Source organism: Chryseobacterium viscerum (assembly GCF_002899945.2).
Classification (GTDB): Bacteria; Bacteroidota; Bacteroidia; order Flavobacteriales; family Weeksellaceae; genus Chryseobacterium; species Chryseobacterium viscerum.
Genome location: NZ_PPEG02000001.1, coordinates 176,194 through 195,865 on the forward strand (window position 1 = coordinate 176,194; position 19,672 = coordinate 195,865).

The 19,672-nt window shown below is 35.9% G+C and carries 12 protein-coding genes and 1 riboswitch; of the genes, 6 read left to right on the plus strand and 6 right to left on the minus strand.

The window, feature by feature from the left end:
* Positions 1–6: 6 nt before the first annotated feature.
* The 4 genes from C1634_RS00875 (at position 7) to C1634_RS00890 (ending at position 8,101) form a co-directional block, all read left to right on the plus strand.
* Entirely contained in the window at positions 7–471 is a 465-nt protein-coding gene (locus C1634_RS00875) for a hypothetical protein (protein ID WP_165835244.1), read from the plus strand.
* Between the two features lie 5 nt (positions 472–476).
* Complete coding sequence (locus C1634_RS00880; RefSeq protein WP_109737776.1) at positions 477–7,118, plus strand: RHS repeat-associated core domain-containing protein; 6,642 nt, start codon at positions 477–479, stop codon at positions 7,116–7,118.
* Between the two features lie 2 nt (positions 7,119–7,120).
* Positions 7,121–7,546, plus strand: coding sequence for a hypothetical protein (locus C1634_RS00885; RefSeq protein WP_109737777.1), 426 nt, complete (start codon positions 7,121–7,123; stop codon positions 7,544–7,546).
* An 87-nt stretch (positions 7,547–7,633) separates the two neighbouring features.
* Positions 7,634–8,101 carry a hypothetical protein gene (locus C1634_RS00890; protein ID WP_123921340.1) on the plus strand — a complete coding sequence of 156 codons (468 nt, stop codon included), beginning with the start codon at positions 7,634–7,636 and terminating at the stop codon, positions 8,099–8,101.
* Between the two features lie 122 nt (positions 8,102–8,223).
* Here C1634_RS00890 and C1634_RS00895 read toward each other — a convergent pair whose 3' ends face one another.
* On the minus strand, positions 8,224–9,717 hold the full coding sequence (locus C1634_RS00895) for a RagB/SusD family nutrient uptake outer membrane protein (RefSeq protein ID WP_109737778.1): 1,494 nt from the start codon (positions 9,715–9,717) through the stop codon (positions 8,224–8,226).
* Between the two features lie 18 nt (positions 9,718–9,735).
* Positions 9,736–12,669, minus strand: a complete 2,934-nt coding sequence (locus tag C1634_RS00900; RefSeq protein ID WP_103235156.1) for a SusC/RagA family TonB-linked outer membrane protein — start codon at positions 12,667–12,669, stop codon at positions 9,736–9,738.
* An 83-nt stretch (positions 12,670–12,752) separates the two neighbouring features.
* Positions 12,753–12,852: riboswitch (SAM riboswitch) on the minus strand.
* A 243-nt stretch (positions 12,853–13,095) separates the two neighbouring features.
* On the opposite strand from C1634_RS00900, the gene C1634_RS00905 reads away from it, so the two are divergent.
* Both C1634_RS00905 and C1634_RS00910 read left to right on the plus strand, forming a co-directional pair.
* Positions 13,096–13,503, plus strand: coding sequence for a type II 3-dehydroquinate dehydratase (locus C1634_RS00905; protein WP_109737779.1), 408 nt, complete (start codon positions 13,096–13,098; stop codon positions 13,501–13,503).
* Positions 13,504–13,575: 72 nt separating this feature from the next.
* Positions 13,576–14,013 carry a hypothetical protein gene (locus tag C1634_RS00910; protein ID WP_103234812.1) on the plus strand — a complete coding sequence of 146 codons (438 nt, stop codon included), beginning with the start codon at positions 13,576–13,578 and terminating at the stop codon, positions 14,011–14,013.
* A 48-nt stretch (positions 14,014–14,061) separates the two neighbouring features.
* Here the strand turns inward: C1634_RS00910 and pckA are convergent, their stop codons facing one another.
* The 4 genes from pckA to C1634_RS00930 all read right to left on the minus strand — a co-directional run bounded on the left by pckA (position 14,062) and on the right by C1634_RS00930 (position 19,634).
* Positions 14,062–15,678, minus strand: coding sequence for a phosphoenolpyruvate carboxykinase (ATP) (pckA, locus tag C1634_RS00915; protein WP_103234813.1), 1,617 nt, complete (start codon positions 15,676–15,678; stop codon positions 14,062–14,064).
* 127 nt (positions 15,679–15,805) lie between these two features.
* Positions 15,806–16,711 (minus strand): GYDIA family GHMP kinase, encoded by a 906-nt coding sequence (locus C1634_RS00920; protein WP_109737780.1) that lies wholly within the window; start codon positions 16,709–16,711, stop codon positions 15,806–15,808.
* 9 nt (positions 16,712–16,720) lie between these two features.
* A complete protein-coding gene (fabD, locus tag C1634_RS00925) occupies positions 16,721–17,596 on the minus strand; it encodes an ACP S-malonyltransferase (protein WP_103234814.1) in 876 nt (291 codons plus the stop codon).
* 70 nt (positions 17,597–17,666) lie between these two features.
* Positions 17,667–19,634, minus strand: a complete 1,968-nt coding sequence (locus tag C1634_RS00930) for a LysM peptidoglycan-binding domain-containing protein (RefSeq protein WP_228409904.1) — start codon at positions 19,632–19,634, stop codon at positions 17,667–17,669.
* Between the last annotated feature and the right edge of the window lie 38 nt (positions 19,635–19,672).

The following is a 19,672-nucleotide window of genomic DNA, read 5'->3' on the forward strand; positions in this document are numbered from 1 at the left end:
CCACAAATGAAAAGAAAATTATTATCGCTATCATCTCTGATGATAGGATTCTTTGGTTTCTCCCAAACCGAAGTCTATTTCAAATACGACGAAGCTGGAAATCAAAGATACAGAGGAATCGACGCTGCTGGTAAAAAGACTGAAGAAATTAAGAAAGATTCAAAAGTAGCAGCTATTACCAAACAGACTCCTGTTATTGATGAAAAAGCATTTTGGAAACAAATACGTCTGTATCCTGTTCCTGTTAATGATTACCTTACTATAGACTGGACTGAGGAAGTAGATGGACTCATAGAATCCGTTTCATTGTATCAGCACAGTACAGTTCACTGGAAATTTCAACAACAAAATATCCCAGACTTAAACCGTCAGATTAAAATCAATATGACAGGTTATGATTGGGGTATATATGTTGTGCGATTTACGTTAAAAGATGGCAGAATTTTTAGTAAAAACATCACCAAACGATAAGAATCATGAAACTTTACGATAAGAAAATACAACTATTTTCATCATTCATTCTGTCCTTATTTTCGGTATTTGGTTTTTCACAGACCATACTGTATCAGGCAGAAACTAGTGCCCGTACTGTTCAGGATCCGCAGACAGTGGTCATGACACAAGGATTTCATGCTAAGGCATCTATTTCAAATCCTTTCGTTGCCAAAATAGGCCCTGCTACGGAAAACCCAGGCGGAGGGCCAACTGATTCAAATGCAGGGGCAACTAATCCATCGGGAACGATAGCCCCAGATGGAAAGAGTTTTCATGACAGTAAAGGAAATATTGAAGTAACAGGAGCTGGGCAACTACAATTCACCCTACCAATTGCTCTGCCGCCAGGAATTAAAAATGTTTCCCCCAACATGAGCTTAATCTATTTGAGTAATTCAGGAAACGGAATTTTAGGATATGGCTGGACAATCTCGGGAATCACAACTATTTCTAGAAGTGGGAAGAATATAGAAAAAGATGGGGAGCTAACCAATGTAAAACTAGACTATTCAGATTATTACAGCTTCAATGGGCAAAGGTTAATCTTAAAGTCCGGAGAATATGGTAAGGATGGAGCGGAATATGTTACTGAGAAATATTCCAATATTAAAATTAAGTCCATTGGATCAGTTACAGGACAGGCATGGCAAGGTCCTGAATACTGGGAAGTGACTTTTGAGGACGGTTCTCAGGCTTGGTATGGAGGAACAATTTCAGGAAATAGTTCTTCGAAAACTCCTATAGAATATAATATTGTAAAATGGAAGGATGCACAGGGTAATTATATATTGTACAATTATGTACAAACCAAAAATGTCGCTTCTGTTTCCAATATCAAATGGGGAGGTAACGAAAATTTAAATACCCCCGCTATTAATGAAATTATATTTAATTATCTTACAAGAAATTTATCTGAGCAGTATTATGTCAGCGGAATTGCATTGATTCAAGACAGGATATTGGATAATGTTGTTGTAAAAACGAACAACAATCTCTATAAAAAATACACTATTGAATACGGCAGCAATGGTACAAGCTACCAGTTTGTCAATAAAATTACAGAATATAATTCCGAAGGAGCTGCTGCCAATCCGATAGCATTTGAATACCCTCAGCCTATACCATCTTCTGTGGATCTTGATTACTTGCAAAATGATGATCCGTTTAGTGGAGTAAAATTAACAGGAGACTTCAATGGAGATTCTTATATAGATTTTGTTATGTCGAATGGCACTGTGAAATTAGGAGCATTCAATAACGATACATTTACGACAATTACAACAAATAAGTATTTTGAAAACAATGCAAAGGTAGTAAACACTTTACTGGATGAGGAGGGTCAAGTATATAACGGAAATGGAATTGTCCAGTATGTAGGAGGAAAAATTATAGGATATATTTTTAGGAATAATACTTTTGTCAAAGTATTTGAAAAGTTTGTGTATGATGAATCAACCTGTGAAAAAAGTAATTATCCTCCACCTGCTGGCTGTAAAATGCTATCTCCCAGATTAAATGAAGGGGATCTTAATGGAGATGGTATTTCAGATCTATTTTTCACATTAGAAAAGGAAGTTTGTCAGTGGACTTATGATCCTAACTGCGTCAATAAAACACCCGATGACACTACTAATCGTCCTCCTCCATGCAGCATACTTGAATGCAATACTTATCAAGTAGGAAATTTCATTGTTGATTTAAAAAATCAAAACAATCCGGTATCTACCTATACGATTGATTCAGGAATTAATGAGAGTACTCTTTATGACCAGCAATATATGGATATAGACGGTGACGGAAAAGTGGAGATTATTAATGTTTCCAATAATGATTACAAGGTATTTGAATTTGTAAAAACAGCTCCGAATCAATATCTGAAGAAGATCAGGTTTACAAGCAGTTTAGTCGAAACCAAAGACCCCGAATTTCCAGTATTATTTGGTGACTTTAATGGAGATGGAAAATTGGACTTTACCATTCCTGTTACAGATACAGCTATTGGTAAACCAGATAACTGGAGATTCTATATAGGAACAGGAACAGGATTCAATAATTTCCTTAAAGTAGAGTTCTTTTCATACAGAAAACGTCAGACAGAGACTACGGGCAATTATAATAAATTTGCCAAACAATACTTTTTTGCCATTGCTGATATGAATAAAGATGGAAAATCTGATGTTATTCAGGTTTTCTCTTATAACCAGATCAATAATTATAACCAAAATTACAGGGATTTTGGATATGCTATAAGTACAAGGCTAGCCAATGGCTCTGCCTCTGACGGGACACTAAATTTCCAACCCATACCCACCTTTCTAAGCCCAACGTATCAAATACAGGATATTCAAGATCTGACATTGTTTACTCCTTTGACTAATCCAATAAAAGCAAATAATAACTATTATAATGTATTCTTATATTGGAAACAGCATCTGCATAGGATAAAAGCACCATCTCCACTTTCAGAGCTGGCAAGGATTAAATCCATTAATCAGGGAAATGGGAGTATTATAACGGGAATTAGTTACGCAGAAGCAGTTTCTAATGGAACTAATATTTATAAGAAAGTTAAGAAAGAGCTATATCCTTATTTTTCATTAGAAAGAATAGATCAGACATTCCTCGTTTCACAGCTTCAACAGGCAGGTAGAAAACAAGATTTCAGATACAAGGGAATGACGGGACATCTGCAAGGGAGAGGAAGTATCGGGTATCACCAGATGGCACGCTCTTCATGGTATGCAGATGGTTTTGAAAACACGAAAATATGGAGCGGTGTTGAAATGGATGCCCAAAAATTTGGTCAGCCTGTAAAAGAATGGTCAATCAGAACTAATGACGAAAACCTGGTCTTCCCAACAGAGTTATCAGTCAATAATACTCAATTATTATCATTTAAGCAAAGTAATTATACTATTCAACAATTGTCTAACAAAGTTGATGTAATTCTTCCTGAAACCATTATTGAAAAAGATTTCCTAAAAAATATTACTTTAACAAAATCAGCAACTTATGACAATTACTATTTACCAGCCTCAACTCAGCTTAATGTAAATGATAATTTTTCAATAATAAATACCACTTTTGAATACATTCATAATCCGGCAGGCACAGGTTCTAATTATTACATTGGTCGCCCAAAATCTAAAACTACGGTAAATCAAGCTTATGGTGATACTAAATCTGCTAAAGAAGAATATGTATATGAAAATAATCTTTTAAAGACTCTTAAAACATGGAACAGAGATAACACTGAATATTTACAAGAAATTTATACTTATGACGGATATGGAAATATTACTCAAAAAATTATCAGTAACAGTGTAGATTCTCAAACACAGACTAGTACCTCTAAATATGAATCTACAGGAAGGTTTGTTGAAAAGAATACTGATAATTTAGGATTAATAACCAATTATACCTATAATGATAGGGGGCAAATCCTTAACCAGACTGATCCGTTGGGCAATAAGCTTACCAACACCTATGATGGTTGGGGTAAACTTTTAACTTCCAAAACTAATTTAGGAGGTACAACCACTTATACATATGATAGAGATAATAATTCCAATATTATTGTTACCCAGTATGATCCGGATGGAGATATAGCGAAAAAGTTCACCAATAAACTAGGTCAGAATTATAAAACTTCTACCAAAGCATTTGGACAAGGACAATATGTATCTCAGGAAATTCAATATGATATATTGGGCAGAAAACTTAAAGAATCCGAGCCTTATTTTGAAGGACAAAGTGCCTCCCAATGGAATACTATTACCTACGATGATACTGTATATCCTGCCAAAGGAACAGCTGCTGCGTTTAATGGTAAGAAAGTGGAGACCTCTGTTTCCGGCTTAACAACAATGGTAAAAGAGTTGAACGGTTATGGAAGAACCACTTCAAAAACAATAGATGCGCTTAATAATGTAATTTCCAGCACAGATAAAGGAGGAACGATTCAATTCACCTACAATGCTGCCGGAGAACAGATAAAAGCACAGTATGCGGAAAATATTGTTACAACCAAATATGATGCGTGGGGAAGAAAATCTGAGTTCAATGATCCTTCTAACGGATTATATAAATATGAATATGATCCTTTCGGACAAGCTAAAAAAATTATCAGCCCGAAAGGAACCAAAGAATATACATATAATTCTTTAGGGCAAATGATTTCTCACACGGAAATTTCAACCACAGACGGAGGACAAGCTACTAATAAAACAATTTCATATTCTTATGATAATAAAGGTAGAGTGATTTCAAAAAGTGGAACATCTAAAGGAAAATCTTATAACTCAAATGTTTCGTATGATCTACAGGGAAGATTACTATCTTCGTCTGAAAGCAACAATGGTAAGTATTATATACAAAAAGGTATTACTTATGATGATAAAGCAAGGGTAATTTCTTACGAAAAACAATTATATTCTTCCGGTGTTTTGACCAAAGTTACCGTAGAAAATGCATATAGTTCATGGAATGGAGAGCCTTATCAGGTAAAAGACAAAACTTCAGGGAAAATATTATGGGAACTTCAGGAAACCAATTCAAAAGGTCAGGTGCTAAGTGCAAAATTGGGAGCGGCAAATGTTAATAATACCTATGATGCCAATGGCTTCTTAACGAATGTTAATCATTCTTCACAGGTAAAACCAAGTATTCTACAACTTTCTTACTCTTTTGATGCCATTAAAAATGAATTAAAGAGCAGAACAACAGGCGGAGATTTTAATATCGTGGAATCCTTCGATTATGATGATAATAACCGATTAGTAAACTGGACAAATCCGGTAACAGGAATTAAACCATCCACCAATAGAAATGTCTATGACATTAAAGGCAGAATCATGGAAAACGATCAGGTGGGAACGATGAAGTATGAAAACTCTGCTAAGATTTATCAGACAACAGGAATGACCCTGAATGCAACAGGGGCTCAAAATTATAATAATGATTTAATCCAGAGTATTGCTTACAATGAAAACAACGATCCGGTATTCATTGATGGAATGAAAGGAGATATTTCCTTCCAGTATGGACTCACAAGCATGAGGCAAAGAGTAACCTATGGGGGCAATTTCAGTATTGATGGAGAAGGAAAATTTACCAAATTCTACAGTGAAGACGGAAGCTTTGAAGTTGTAAAAGATAACACAACTGGAAAAGAAAAACACGTTCTCTATATTGGGGGAAGCCCATATGAGAGCAGTATTATTTATCTTAAAAATTATAATGAAACTGATGGTTCTTATAAGTTCTTACATAAAGATTATATAGGAAGTATTTTAGCGATCAGTGATGAAGCAGGAAACAAATTAGAGCAGAGACACTTTGATGCATGGGGTAATTTCACTCATCTACAAATAGGAAACGGAGCCATTATTGCCGATAAAAATACAATTGATAATGCTTCGTTATTAATAGAAAGAGGATACACAAGCCATGAGCATTTTGCAGAAGTAGGCATCATTCACATGAATGGAAGATTGTATGATCCGTTACTGAGAAGATTCTTAAATGCTGATGAAAATATACAAGATCCTACGAATACACAGAATTACAATAAATATGGGTATGTAATGAATAATCCGCTGATGTTTAATGATCCTAATGGAGAATGTTTTGTACCTTTATTTGGTGTACTGGTAGCATCATGGGTAGCAGGAGCTGTTGTAGGAACAATGGTAGCCGCAGGAATGTATATCTTGAAATCTTTGGTAAGTGGCACATGGTCTTGGGGAGGTTTTGCCAGAAGCTTACTTTTAGGAGCTGTAACAGGTGCTGCAACAGGAGGACTGACCGGAGGACTGTCAGCCAGTGGCTTCCAGGGAGCTGTTATTGTGGGTAGTATGAATGGTGCTATTAGTGGAGGTATAGATGCTCTGTTTAATGGAGAGAATTTCTTTACAGGAATGTACAGAGGAGCTATTTTCGGGGCTGCCACTGCGGGAATAATAAGTGGGATTAGCTGGGTAGTAAATCAACTGAATACCAGAACAGTAAGATTTTATTTGGAAGATAATGAAGTAAATACATTAGAGTCAGGCACTCCAGTAGGTAACAGAAGTTATGCAAGAGATTTATATGAAAAATTTGGTGTTCAAGACGCATTAAATAAAAATTCAATATATAATGATGCTTCGCGTCTTGGTGGTAAAATGACTTCTGATGGAGCTATAGAATATACATACAAGGGCAAAATAATTAAAGCATTGGGAGTTACAGATGCAAGAATAGATCAACACGGAAAACGTGTTGGAAAAATAAGAATGTATCTTTCTAATAAAGCATTTGCGAGTAGAGAGCAATTATCTTTTGTTATGCAACACGAACTTAATCATGTGAGAATAGCAAATGCAGGACTCTATAATATTTCTGAACAATCTATAAAATTAACAAGTAAAATTGCTCAAAAATATAGTGACTTACTTGAAAATGTAGGGCATTATCATATTCAAGAATCTGGAGCCAGTTTCTTAGAAAATAATGGGTGGCATACTATTAAAAGTTCTGTACCTAGTGAAGTTTTTAATACTGCTAATTTTCAAATGGCAAATGAACAGATATGGAAATTACTACAAGGTACAGATAAAACTATAAATATTAATTTTAAATAATCATGCGTATATTTTCAATTTTCTTCCTATTACTTGTGTTATCATGTAATAATAATGAAGATTTTATTAATAAAGTTATTGATAAAAATAAAATTTCAATTATTAACGTAGAACAAAAACCTATATCACAAACGGAAGTATTATCAGAATTTGATAATACATTTCTCAAAAAATATAATTTTTCAGAAAAAGAAAAGAATAAGGATACATTACTGAAAATTTCCAAGATAATTTCTACAGTATCTAATGACAAAAGGGAATTTACAAAAATTTCATTACCTATTTATTCAAAGGATAACAAGTTTTGTCTGCTGCAAATTATTAGTTTTACACAAAAGACAGGTTATTCAAATACCATATATCTTTTTAAAAACAATAAAAACATTTGGATTACTGAAAATAAATTTGACAGTAAACTCTTTAATTAATGGAGGTAGGCAGTAGCCGCAGGAATGTATATCTTGAAATCTTTGGTAAGCGGCACATGGTCATGGGGTGATTTTACCAGAAGCTTATTGACAGGAGCCATCACAGCCGCTGGTGCAGAAGAATTAACTGGAAAAATTTCAGCCAGTTGCTTTCAAGGAGCTGTCATTGGGCGAGCTGTTGCAACATTAAATAAGGGGATTAATCAATTATTTAATCATCCAATGGAAAATAAAAAACTAGAATTAAAAAAAGCAGATATTCAAAAACTTATTGAAGCTTTACTTAGTGAGCTGGAAAAATTAAATGATTCAACCTCTTTTGCTTTTGATAATGATTTATATTGGAATATTACTAATGAAGAATTATACGACCCATATAAGGATCCTAAAGAATTGACAATGGGAAGCTTAATTGAGGATTGGGAATTTTTGCAAAAAGTTTTAGATGGAAAGCGAGAGATAATAGATTATGATTTATATAAAATCGCATCTCTTCTAAGATTTCTAGGAAAAAGTATGATTATTACAAAAGCACAGAATATAGGTGACTCTTAATCTGCAAAAAAATAATTTTAAAAACAAAAACCGTTGCTTTTTTAGCAACGGTTTTTTTAATAAAAAGCCACCGCAAAAGCAGTGGCTAAAAATCAATCTAATTATAAACTATGGACTGTATCTTATAAATTCGGGTTGTTTTCAGATTCTCTCTGTGGGATACTGAATAAATAATAGTTGCTGTTCGGTACAAAAGCAGATTTATCAGGAAAATCAAGAACAGAATGTCCTTTACCGTCTACAGTTTTCACGGTACCGTCCGGCGTCGTTATCTGAACTTTTATCGGTTTACCATCTGCATCTACAAATGGTTTTCTTACCACTGTCCCCTGCGTTCTGATAATATCTGAAAGGGAGAATCCTTCTCCGAACAATTCTTTTCTTCTTTCGATTAAAACGGCAGCGATCACATTATTTTGCGCTAATGAACCATTATAAATATTGGCATTTCTTGCTGATTTCAACTGATTCAGAACAGCTACTGCCTGAGAGACATTTCCGTTTCTGGCTTCGGCTTCAGCTTCGATCAGATACATTTCTGCAGCTCTCATGTACACGATATCGGCAATAAGGGTTGGTTTAAATTTAAACTTAGCATACCTCAGCAACCCTTCTCTTCCTTTCTGTCCATCCCATGAAAACAGCTGGGATCTGATGTCATTCGTATCAAAAAGATCTTTAAAATAAGGGTCTGCCATAAAGCTGTAATAATAACTTCCTGACGAAGACACATCCAGATAATGGAATGCATAACTTGCATCAGATTGTTCCTGAGTCTGCCCATGCCCCCAGATCCATTCTGCATTGTTGATATCATTAAAACCATCTTTATATTTTTCCGGCGCCATCAGAGGAAAACCTTCTCTGGCAATTTTTGCAGAAGCTGATGCTTTGCTCCATTCGCCGGTATTCAGATAGGTTCTTGCTAAAAGCCCGTTCACTACAGCACGGTTGATCTTATCCTTATTATTTCTTGTATAACTTTTCAACAGGTTATCAGCATCTGTAAGGTCACTTTTTATTAAAGTATAAATTTCCTCAAGGCTTGCTCTTTTCTTCCCTACTGTACTCGTTGTAGAAGGTTCAGTATAAATAGGAGCCGTTAAAGCTGTTTTGTCTTTAAGATAACCGAACTGATAAAAACTCGCCAGGTTCAGATAACAGAAAGCACGTAACGCCTTTGCCTGCCCTTTCACCTGATTCTTTTTCTCCTGGCTGCCTTCAGTCCCATCTATTCTTGTAATAACATTGTTCATATTATTGATGGTAGAATACAGCATTGTCCAGATAAACAAAGGACGGCTTGCTGTACTGTTCACCATTTCTGTGAAAGCATAAGTAGAACTAAAACCATATTTATTGGTCAATACTGCCACATCGCTTCCCATCGCATCACTGGCTCTTAAAACCGTGGAGTAGCCGATATTGGCAAAGGTAGTTCCGTCATTATTAAATTTTGCCCAGGTACCATTTACTACAGTTTCAGCACTTTCCGCTGTTTTGAAAACTTCCACACTGCTAGCCTGATCGGTTGGAGCGGTATCCAAGTCATTTTCACAGCTTGTCAGCGACAAAAATCCGATGAGCGCAAACGAGAGATATATTAATTTTTTCATTGTTTCAATTTTAAAAGGTTAAAGAGTGGCCTGAAGACCAAAAGTGATCGTTCTCATGGCAGGATATCTGTAATAGGTTGTCCCGTCCAAAGCCTGTTCCGGATCCATCCCTTTATGTTTATAGAAGGTCAGAAGGTTTTCTGCCTGGATATAAATTCTGAACTTTTTAAGTCCTATTTTCTCAAAATAATCATCAGGAAGTGTATATCCTAAGCTCACGTTTTTAAGCCTTGCATACGTACCGGAATACAGGAATCTTGAAGATGTAGACGTCCAGTTATTCGTTGTCGTACTCAATCCGGGAACATCTGTATTAGGATTCTCCGGAGTCCATCTGTTCATCATTTCGGCACTCCATGCACGTCCTCCGGCACTTCCGTTATGCATGATGGAAGTATAATCGTTATCCAAAATTTTTCCACCGATTTTAAATGTCAGCAATCCTGAAAAATCAAAATTCTTATAATTGATGCTTGTGCTGATTCCTCCAGTCAGTTTAGGTAATGCGGAACCCTGCAGCAATTTTGTGGCTTTTGAATATTCTGACGTAGTTCCTTCCACTGATTTTCCGCTGGCATCTGTAGTAACCGTTTTCCACAATGGTTTTCCATTGCTTGGGTCTACCCCAGCCCATTCCGGAATAAAGAAATCATATACAGAACCTCCTACTGTCAACAATTTTGTTCCTACAACAAGAGAACCTCCAGGCAATTTGGTCACTTTATTGTTTAAAGTACTCAGATTAACATCCACATTCCACTGGAAATCATCAGTTTTAATAGGTGTTGTGAATAGTGAAAATTCAAATCCGGTATTCTGGATCGTTCCTATATTCGCTGGATAATCACTGATTCCCAATGATGGTGCAACCGGCATATTAAACAGAAGATCCTGACTTTTTCTTTTGAAATATTCGATATTTCCTTTAATTCTGTTATTCAGAATCGCAAATTCCAATCCTACATTTAAGTTAAGGTTGGTTTCCCACTTCACATTATTCGTAGACGTTTTTTCCAGTGTTGTTCCCGGTTCTCCACCAAGGCTAATAAACCTGTACAGCTCCTGATAAGCGTAATAAAGTGGCTGCCCATTTGGTCGAAGTAATTTATCATTCCCCTGTCCTCCATAACTGGCACGCAATGTCAACTGATTGAAGACATTCAGGCTTTTAATAAATTCCTCATTTGAAATCTTCCATGAACCTCCTACTGACCAGAACCTCCCCCATCTGTTATCTTTCTCAAATCTTGAAGAACTGTCTGCTCTTCCTGAAGCGGATAAGAAATAAGTATTGTTATAATCATACTCTACTTTTCCAAGGAAACTTAATAAGCTTAGTTTATTGCTGTTTCCACTGAAACTTCCCAATAAAGAAGCGGCATCCGGCTCATAATAATAAGGCAGTGAAAACTGGCTTCTCGTTCCAGAAATCGTCTGATAATCGTATTTATAGAATTCGTGTCCTGCCAAAACATTTACGTGGTGCTTTCCAAATTTCTTATCATAGGTAAGAATATTACTGGTGGTATAAGAAAGTGTTCTGGCACTGCTTTTCGTCACCGAACCCCCAATTTCAGCACCTTGTCCCAGCAATGGATTTGAATAATAATGTCCATAATAATTGACTAAATCCACAGAAAAACTTGTCTTGAATTTCAACTCCGGTAAAAAGGTAAATTCCAGGAATCCTTTCCCTGAGAAGTTATCTTCTTTATTTTCATTTTTATCCAGCGGCAGCGTTGCTGCTGCATTCTGGTTCTGAAGTGCATTCGTAGGTCTGTACTTCCCAAAATCATAAATTCTGTCTCCCGCAGCATCCAGCACAAATGATCCATCAGGATTTCTTTCATAATAAGGATAGAATGAAGGAATAAATCTTGCCGCATTGATGATATTACTTGCTTTGGAATCTGAAGAAGTAGGTGCCTGCTGCACACTGTTTGTATAGCTTAAGTTCACCCCAACATTCAGCCATTTTTTCACTTCAGAATTGATCTTTAATCGGGTATTGTATCTTTTAAATCCTGATTCAATAGCCATTCCTTTATCATCCAGATAGCCCAGGGAAAAGAAATAATTACTTTTCTCACTTCCCCCACTGATATCCAGATCTACCTGATTTCTTGAAGCCACTCTTTGTAGGATATCTCTCCAGTCGTCATTCCATAAGGGTGATGCACCTGGCAAGAGTTTCCCATCTGTTCCTACAGGTTTTGCATAACTTGTTCCGTAAGGGTTGATTCCAAGTGTGGAAACAAGATTGTCTGTCGCCATCTGAGCTGCCTGTTGAGAAGACACTTTGCCAGATTGATATCCGTTTCTCAATGCTTCCCAATATAATTGAAAATACTGGTCTGTATTGACCTGTTCGTAATCTTTTACGGCTCTTCCTGAGAATCCCTGGCTGATATTAAAATTAACTTTCGCCTCTCCTTTTTTACCTGATTTTGTCGTAATGATTATAATACCATTAGCTCCTCTTGAACCATACAATGCACTTGCTGTAGCATCTTTCAGAACACTTATAGATTCAATATCACTTGGACTGATAGAGTTCAGATTTCCGTCAAATGGAATCCCGTCCACTACATATAAAGGATCGCTGGAAGCACTTATGGAACCAATTCCCCTGATTCGGATCGTAGAAACGGCCCCTGGCTGTCCTGACGCACTTGTCGTTTGAATCCCTGCAACCTGTCCTTCCAATGCTTTGGTAATATTGTTAACAGGTCTGTTATTGATCTTATCGCCGGAAATGGTTGCTACCGAACCTGTATAACTGTTTCTTTTTGCCTTTCCATAGGCTACTACCACTACTTCATCAATTTCTTTTTCATGGAGGCTATCTTTTTTCGGCTTGGAGTTTTGTGCATTTATATTGGTAATTCCCAGAAAAAATGCAGCAACCGGAGGTATCCAAGCTTTAGAATTAAATAAATATTTACTAATCATAATCAATTTTGTTTATCATATATCAAAAATTTACCCTTTGCAGAAAAGACAGCAAAGGGCATCGATAAATACGATAAACCAAATGCTTATTTTTCCTTTAAAGGCTGAACGTAACACCTTGCCTCTAGAGGTAGGTTGTTAAGATTTCACAGGGTCAGTTCCCTCCATCTTTCTTTATAAGCCGATCGAAATATGATTGCAAAGCTATAAAGTTTTAGTCTACAAAACAAGTAGACTTATTAATTTTCATGATAAATTTTTAAAAATTAACATAATATTTTAATAAAAGTCATTAAAATAGGGAGTTACATTCGTTATCACTTTCACAAACATGATAAATATCATTATCAATAATTCAATTGAGCATACGGTATGCTTTAATGAAATTTTTGACCATTAATTGAAAAAAGTTTTTAATTTTATAGGATGAAAGTTTTGATTATAAACGGTCCTAATCTCAACCTTTTAGGTACCAGAGAACCGGAAATCTATGGAAGTGTTTCTATGGAAAGCTATTTGGAGATTTTAAGATCCGAGTTTCAGTCTCATGAATTAAAATATTACCAGTCGAATATTGAAGGAGAGCTCATCAACAGGCTTCAGGAAGATGATTTTGATGCGGTAGTAATTAATCCCGGAGCTTTTACTCATTATTCTTATGCCATTGCGGATTGTTTAAAAAATATCCGAAAGCCAAAAGTAGAGGTTCATATCAGCAATATCTATAAACGGGAAGAGTTCAGGCAGAAATCTGTCACAGCTGCCAATACGGATGCCGTTTTATCTGGCTTCGGAATGGATGGATATAGATTGGCTTTATTAAGCTTGAACTAATTTTCAGGAATTATTTTGCCCACGGATTACACAGATTTTCAAAGGTCATTATAGATAGTAAGAGAATAATTTATGAAGATAAAGGATAAGATTTACTGTAAAGACATTGGGATATATTCCGGGCAATTAACGAAAAGAAAATCTTATATTATCGAAGAAATAAACACTGAAAATGTAAGGATCCAGAATAATGAAGGGAGACTGAGATGGTATTCGAAATTTTATTTTAGTTTAAACAATCAACCAGAAATAATTTCTATTAACATAGATGATAAAATAGAAAATATTGAATCTGATACCATAGAAGTAACTATTATGTTTTCCAACAAAGCAAAATATTGGATGACTTTCACTACTCCAAAGTATTTAGATAAAATATTGGACGAAGAGTCTTATTTTTCTTCAAAACATTTTATGATCATAAAACATCTAACTGAAGAATCAATCAAATCAACAGTCATAAAACTTGATGAGCACAATGAGTTGATTGAAAGTTGTAAAAAATACTAATAAAAAAGCCTCATCAATGATGAGGCTTTTCTGTATGTTATATAACTATTAGATAGTTTGTCCCTGCAATTGAGGTCCTGAAGCAATTAATTTCTTACCTTCTTCAGTATCACAATACTGCTCAAAGTTTTTGATATATCTTGAAGCAAGATCTTTTGCTTTTTCTTCCCATTCTGAAACATTTCCATAGGTATCTCTAGGATCTAAAATTCCTTTAGAAACGTTAGGCAATTCAGTAGGAATCTCAAGGTTCATGATTGGAACCTGAGTTTTAGGAGCATTATCGATAGAACCGTCAATGATCGCATCAATGATTGCTCTTGTATCTTTCAACGAAATTCTGTTTCCAGTACCGTTCCAACCTGTATTTACCAAATATGCTTTAGCACCGTGCTCCTGCATTTTACCGATCAATGTTTTAGAGTACATTGTTGGGTGTAATGTAAGGAAAGCTTCTCCAAATGCAGGTGAGAAAGATGGCTGAGGTTCTGTAATTCCTCTTTCAGTTCCGGCTAATTTAGATGTATAACCGCAAAGGAAGTGGTATTGAGCCTGATCTTCATTCAAGATGGAAACCGGAGGAAGTACCCCGAATGCATCTGCAGAAAGATAAACAATCTTCTTAGCATGACCTGCTTTAGAAGGCAATACAATTTTGTTAATATGATAGATAGGATAAGAAACTCTTGTATTTTCTGTGATAGATCCGTCTGTATAATCTGCTACTCCATTGTTCACAACAACGTTTTCAAGAAGTGCATCTCTCTTGATCGCTCTAAAAATATCTGGTTCTTTTTCTTCTGATAAGTCAATTACTTTTGCGTAGCATCCACCTTCGTAGTTGAATACTCCGTTATTATCCCAACCATGCTCATCGTCACCGATAAGGTATCTCTTAGGATCTGCTGATAAAGTTGTTTTACCTGTTCCTGAAAGACCAAAGAATAAAGCTACATCACCTTTTTCTCCTACGTTTGCAGAACAGTGCATGGAAGCCATACCTTTTAATGGAAGATAATAGTTCATCATTGCGAACATCCCTTTCTTCATTTCACCTCCGTACCAAGTACCTCCGATGATTTGCAATTTTTCAGTAAGGTTGAACATAATGAAGTTCTCAGAGTTTAATCCCTGAGCTTCCCAGTTAGGGTTTGTTGTTTTAGATCCGTTGATTACTGTGAAATCCGGCTCACCGAAGTTTTCAAGCTCATAATGAGAAGGACGAATAAACATGTTTGTCACGAAATGTGCCTGCCATGCTACTTCAACGATAAATCTTACTTTAAGTCTTGTATCTGCATTTGTACCACAAAAAGCATCTACTACATAAATCTTCTTAGCTTCAGAAAGCTGGTTCATCACTAGTTCCTTACAAGAACCGAAAATTTCCGCTGTTGTAGGTAAATTTACTTTACCATCCCAGAAAATTGTATCTCTTGTAACATCATCCTGAACAATATATCTGTCTTTAGGTGAACGACCTGTGAAAATTCCTGTTTTTACTGATACTGCGCCAGACTCCGTAAGCTCAGCCTCCTCAAATCCTTGATTTTCAGGAGAAACTTCAGCCTGATATAATTCTTCATAAGAAGGGTTATACACTACCTCATAGTTTCCTTTAATCCCTAATTTCTCTAAATCCTGGATGATTTTAGTGTTTTTCATTTTACTTATATTTTCTATTTCTTTATTGACTGCAACAAAAATAATATTAATTATTTGTTAAAAGTGGTTTAAATATACTGATATAAGTCAGAATGACAAATAAAAAAACAGGATTGTAAAATATTGATTATAAATCAATTATATTTTCCCATTCGAAAATAGTTGTAAAACCTTTCTCCCAAAAATAGTCTTTAAAGCCCCCAAATTTGGCACTCATAACGAAATCTCCACCCCATGCACCCAAACTTTTGACAAATGAAGGGCAATCTGAGAATATTTTTTCCTTAACTGTGAGAATTTCAAGAAAATCGGCAATTTTCCGCTCATGAATCATCATTAATTCGGAAAAATTTTCCAATTCACTGCATAACAATATTTTCTTTGTGATTTCTGAAAATTCGTTCACCAGTTCTGGAGACTTCTTTTTTGATTTATAAAAATTGATTCCTTCTCTACTATCCTGCTTTTGATTTAAGTGAATAAAGATCAGTTCATTTTTAAAGGAAGGATTAAAATCTACCTTTTCATAGTTGATCTCAGGTTTACTCTGAAAAAGAATCGCAGATTTTTCTTTTGCTACCGCGATATCATATCCGCTTCCTCCCAGACTGATTGTATTAAGATGAAAAGGATCAATTCCTGCCCATTCTGCAAGATTGTTCATTAAGGTAGAACTGCTTCCCAGTCCGTAATCTGCAGGAAATTGAAGGTTTGTTTTTAAATAGTAAGTAGAATTACTTTTGAATGTAGTTTCGGAAAGCTGCTGAACGTTCTTTAAGGTTTTTGTAATAAATTCAGCGCTTGATGGAATGTTGGTTTCTAAGATCTGCCAGTTTTTATAATCAATGACAGCCTTTAACCATAAAATATTCTGATGATAAGCTTCCCAAATAATCAGGGATTTCTCATCGTCTTTTTCTTCAAAGAAAAACTCTTGTCCCAGCTTGGTAGGTACCGCTAAGACAAGAGCTCCGTCGATTGCGAAATATTCTGAAGTAAGCATAAGCTTGCCCGGTGAAAATATCGCGTTCATATTTTTTTATTAGATAGCAGAAACTGCATCTACAGATCCGTCAATTTTCTTGATCAATCCCTGAAGGGTTTTTCCTGGTCCTACTTCTACGAAGTTCGATGCCCCATCTTTAATCATATTCTGAACAGATTGTGTCCACTTTACAGGACCTGTAAGCTGAGCGATCAGGTTTTGTTTGATCTCCTCAGGATTTGTTACTGCTGTTGTAGTAATATTCTGATATACAGGAATGGTTGCTTTTCTGAACTTTGTTTTTTCGATAGCTGCCGCCAGTCTCTCCTGTGCAGGCTGCATCAATGGTGAATGGAAAGCTCCGTTTACCGGTAACAACAATGCTCTTTTTGCTCCTGCTTCTTTTAGTTTTGCACAAGCTTCTTCTACTGAAGCGGTCTCACCTGAAATCACCAATTGTCCTGGGCAGTTATAGTTTGCCGGAACAACAATTCCACTGATCTGTGCACAGATTTCTTCAACCTTAGCATCATCTAGTCCTAAGATTGCAGCCATAGAACTTGGGTTGGCATCACAAGCTTCCTGCATCGCTTTTGCTCTTTCGGAAACTAATTTTAAACCGTCATCAAAGGATAAAACACCGTTGGCAACTAGGGCTGAAAACTCTCCTAAAGAGTGTCCTGCCACCATTTCAGCGCCAAGGCCATTTACTGCCTTTAAAGCTGCTACTGAATGTATAAATATTGAAGGCTGGGTAACCTCTGTTTTTTTAAGATCCGCGTCCTCTCCGTTAAACATAATGGAAAGAATATCGAAACCTAAAATTTCATTGGCAGATTCCATCAGATCTTTAATATCTTTTCTAGAATCATACAACTCTTTTCCCATTCCTACGAACTGAGAACCCTGCCCTGGAAATACAAGTGCTTTCATGTATTGAATTAAATATTATGCAAATATAACTATAATGTTAACAATATTCTTTTAAAGAATCATAAATCATTTAAGGGACTAATCTAATTACTCGGTAGCCCGTATTTACATAAGCACCGTTCGCTTTAGATTTCACAAACTCAAATTTCGTAGCAAGCTGAGTCTGAACCTTATTCATCTGCTTAAAGATCTCTCCTTTTTTATTTTCCCTGGTTAACATGTCGTTTACTACATCAAAACCTACAATAGCATATTTTGGTGGAGTTTTACAGTATTTGCTTTTATAAGCAGCCAAAATCTCTTTTTCAAAATTACCATCAGAATTGATCTTTCTATCCATCAGGTATACTAAGCTTGCCTGGCTCAGCTCATCCACTCTCTTCTCAAAAGTTGGAGAATAGAACATACTGAACGCTTTCACTCCCTGTACCTCTTTAGAAATAGCAATAATTCTGTTGGCAAAAGCATCTCCTGCCGCATTGTCATCATTGGCCAAAACAGCAATAACCGGTGCAGACTGACCTGTCATCATATTCTGATCTAACTGAATATCTGCCGGAGAATTGACAATAATGATATTAGGATTTTTTACTGCTTTTTCAAGTCCAGCTTTGATATAATTGGCATTTTCTTTTTTAGCGTCTGCCACTACATATATTTTCTGGTCGGAATAAATTCCTTTTACTTCTTCTACAATCTTATCAGCATAGGTCTGATTGTTGGTTTCAACAATAATAAGATTGCTATAGTTATATAATTCCGGAGTGTTGGCAAATGGTGCTACAACCGGAATTTTCTGATTCTTTGTAAAATCGAGGACATCAATTACATTGGATTTAAAGAATGGCCCGATAATAAGGTCTGTATTATCAGGGTTGATCTGCGTCAAAGAGTTTTTAAATGACGCTTCATTTCCTGAATCTACGACTTTAACATCCAATTTCTGCCCTCCTCTTGCATTTCTTTCAATAGCAAGTTTAGCTCCTGTCAAAAAGTCAAGTGCCATTGTTCTATATTGGGTTTCGTTTGTGCTGTACCCAAATGGAAGCATTAAAATCACACTAAGAGCATCACCGTTTTTCTTTATATATGCTGCGTCTTGCTTTTTAATCTTTAAAACCATTCCGGTTTTTAATCCGTGCGAAAGGTCCGGGTTCAGAGCAATAAGCTCATCTATTGAAACTCCGAATTTATTAACAATGGAGAAAACGGTATCTCCCTGTTGAACAGTATAGGTCACATAATCATCTCCTACAGCAACATTGGAAGAGGAGGTTGATTTTTCGTTCCCAGAATCCATTTTTGCTTTTGGATTCACCGGTTCAGCAACAGCATCGGTATTTGTATGAGTACTGGATTTTTTTATTTTGATAGAATCACCAGGTTTAAGTCCTTTATCTTCCAATCCTGGATTTAAAGCAAAAAGATCTTGCTGGCTGATGCCAAACTGTTTGGTAATTCTGTAATAATTATCTTTAGACTGGATCACGTAAGATTCTCCTTCTACAGCATTGGTAGCACCAGTAGGTGTAGTCGTTGTTATTGTTTTTTCAACAACAGGTTCAGCATGCTTTTCTACTGCTACGGCTTGTTGGTCACCACCATATTTTTTAATGCTGGCAAGAGGTAATGTTATCTCGTCTCCTATTTTCATGTGAGAATCCAATTCAGGATTCAATTTTCTCAAATCGGTTTCAGAAATTCTGTATTGTTTTGTGATGCCATACACTGTTTGTTTTGGCTGTAAAACAATTTTACCCAAAGAAGAAGCACTTGTGTTTGAAGTTACTTTTTCGGTAGGCGTCGTTTTGGTCACCACCGGAGTGGCTGCTTTCTCTGACTTTATTGTTAAAATATCTCCAATAGCCAGCTTGCCGTCTTTATGTTTAGGGTTTAGCTTCAGCAATTCATCTACAGTCATTCCATACTTTTTGGCAATGTTGTAAGGATTATCACCTTGCACAACCGTATGTGATTTCTGGGCTGAAACTCCCAAAACCATACATAAACTGGATAGAATAAAAAACCTCTTTATCATATTCGATACTTATAATTTACAAAAATACTTCTTTAAAA

Coding starts and splice junctions, on each gene's coding strand:
- C1634_RS00875 (WP_165835244.1), top strand. CDS start 7: ATGAAAAGAAAATTATTATCGCTATCATCTCTGATGATAGGATTCTTT.
- C1634_RS00880 (WP_109737776.1), top strand. CDS start 477: ATGAAACTTTACGATAAGAAAATACAACTATTTTCATCATTCATTCTG.
- C1634_RS00885 (WP_109737777.1), top strand. CDS start 7,121: ATGCGTATATTTTCAATTTTCTTCCTATTACTTGTGTTATCATGTAAT.
- C1634_RS00895 (WP_109737778.1), bottom strand. CDS start 9,717: ATGAAAAAATTAATATATCTCTCGTTTGCGCTCATCGGATTTTTGTCG.
- C1634_RS00900 (WP_103235156.1), bottom strand. CDS start 12,669: ATGATTAGTAAATATTTATTTAATTCTAAAGCTTGGATACCTCCGGTT.
- C1634_RS00905 (WP_109737779.1), top strand. CDS start 13,096: ATGAAAGTTTTGATTATAAACGGTCCTAATCTCAACCTTTTAGGTACC.
- C1634_RS00910 (WP_103234812.1), top strand. CDS start 13,576: ATGAAGATAAAGGATAAGATTTACTGTAAAGACATTGGGATATATTCC.
- pckA (WP_103234813.1), bottom strand. CDS start 15,678: ATGAAAAACACTAAAATCATCCAGGATTTAGAGAAATTAGGGATTAAA.
- C1634_RS00920 (WP_109737780.1), bottom strand. CDS start 16,711: ATGAACGCGATATTTTCACCGGGCAAGCTTATGCTTACTTCAGAATAT.
- fabD (WP_103234814.1), bottom strand. CDS start 17,596: ATGAAAGCACTTGTATTTCCAGGGCAGGGTTCTCAGTTCGTAGGAATG.
- C1634_RS00930 (WP_228409904.1), bottom strand. CDS start 19,634: ATGATAAAGAGGTTTTTTATTCTATCCAGTTTATGTATGGTTTTGGGA.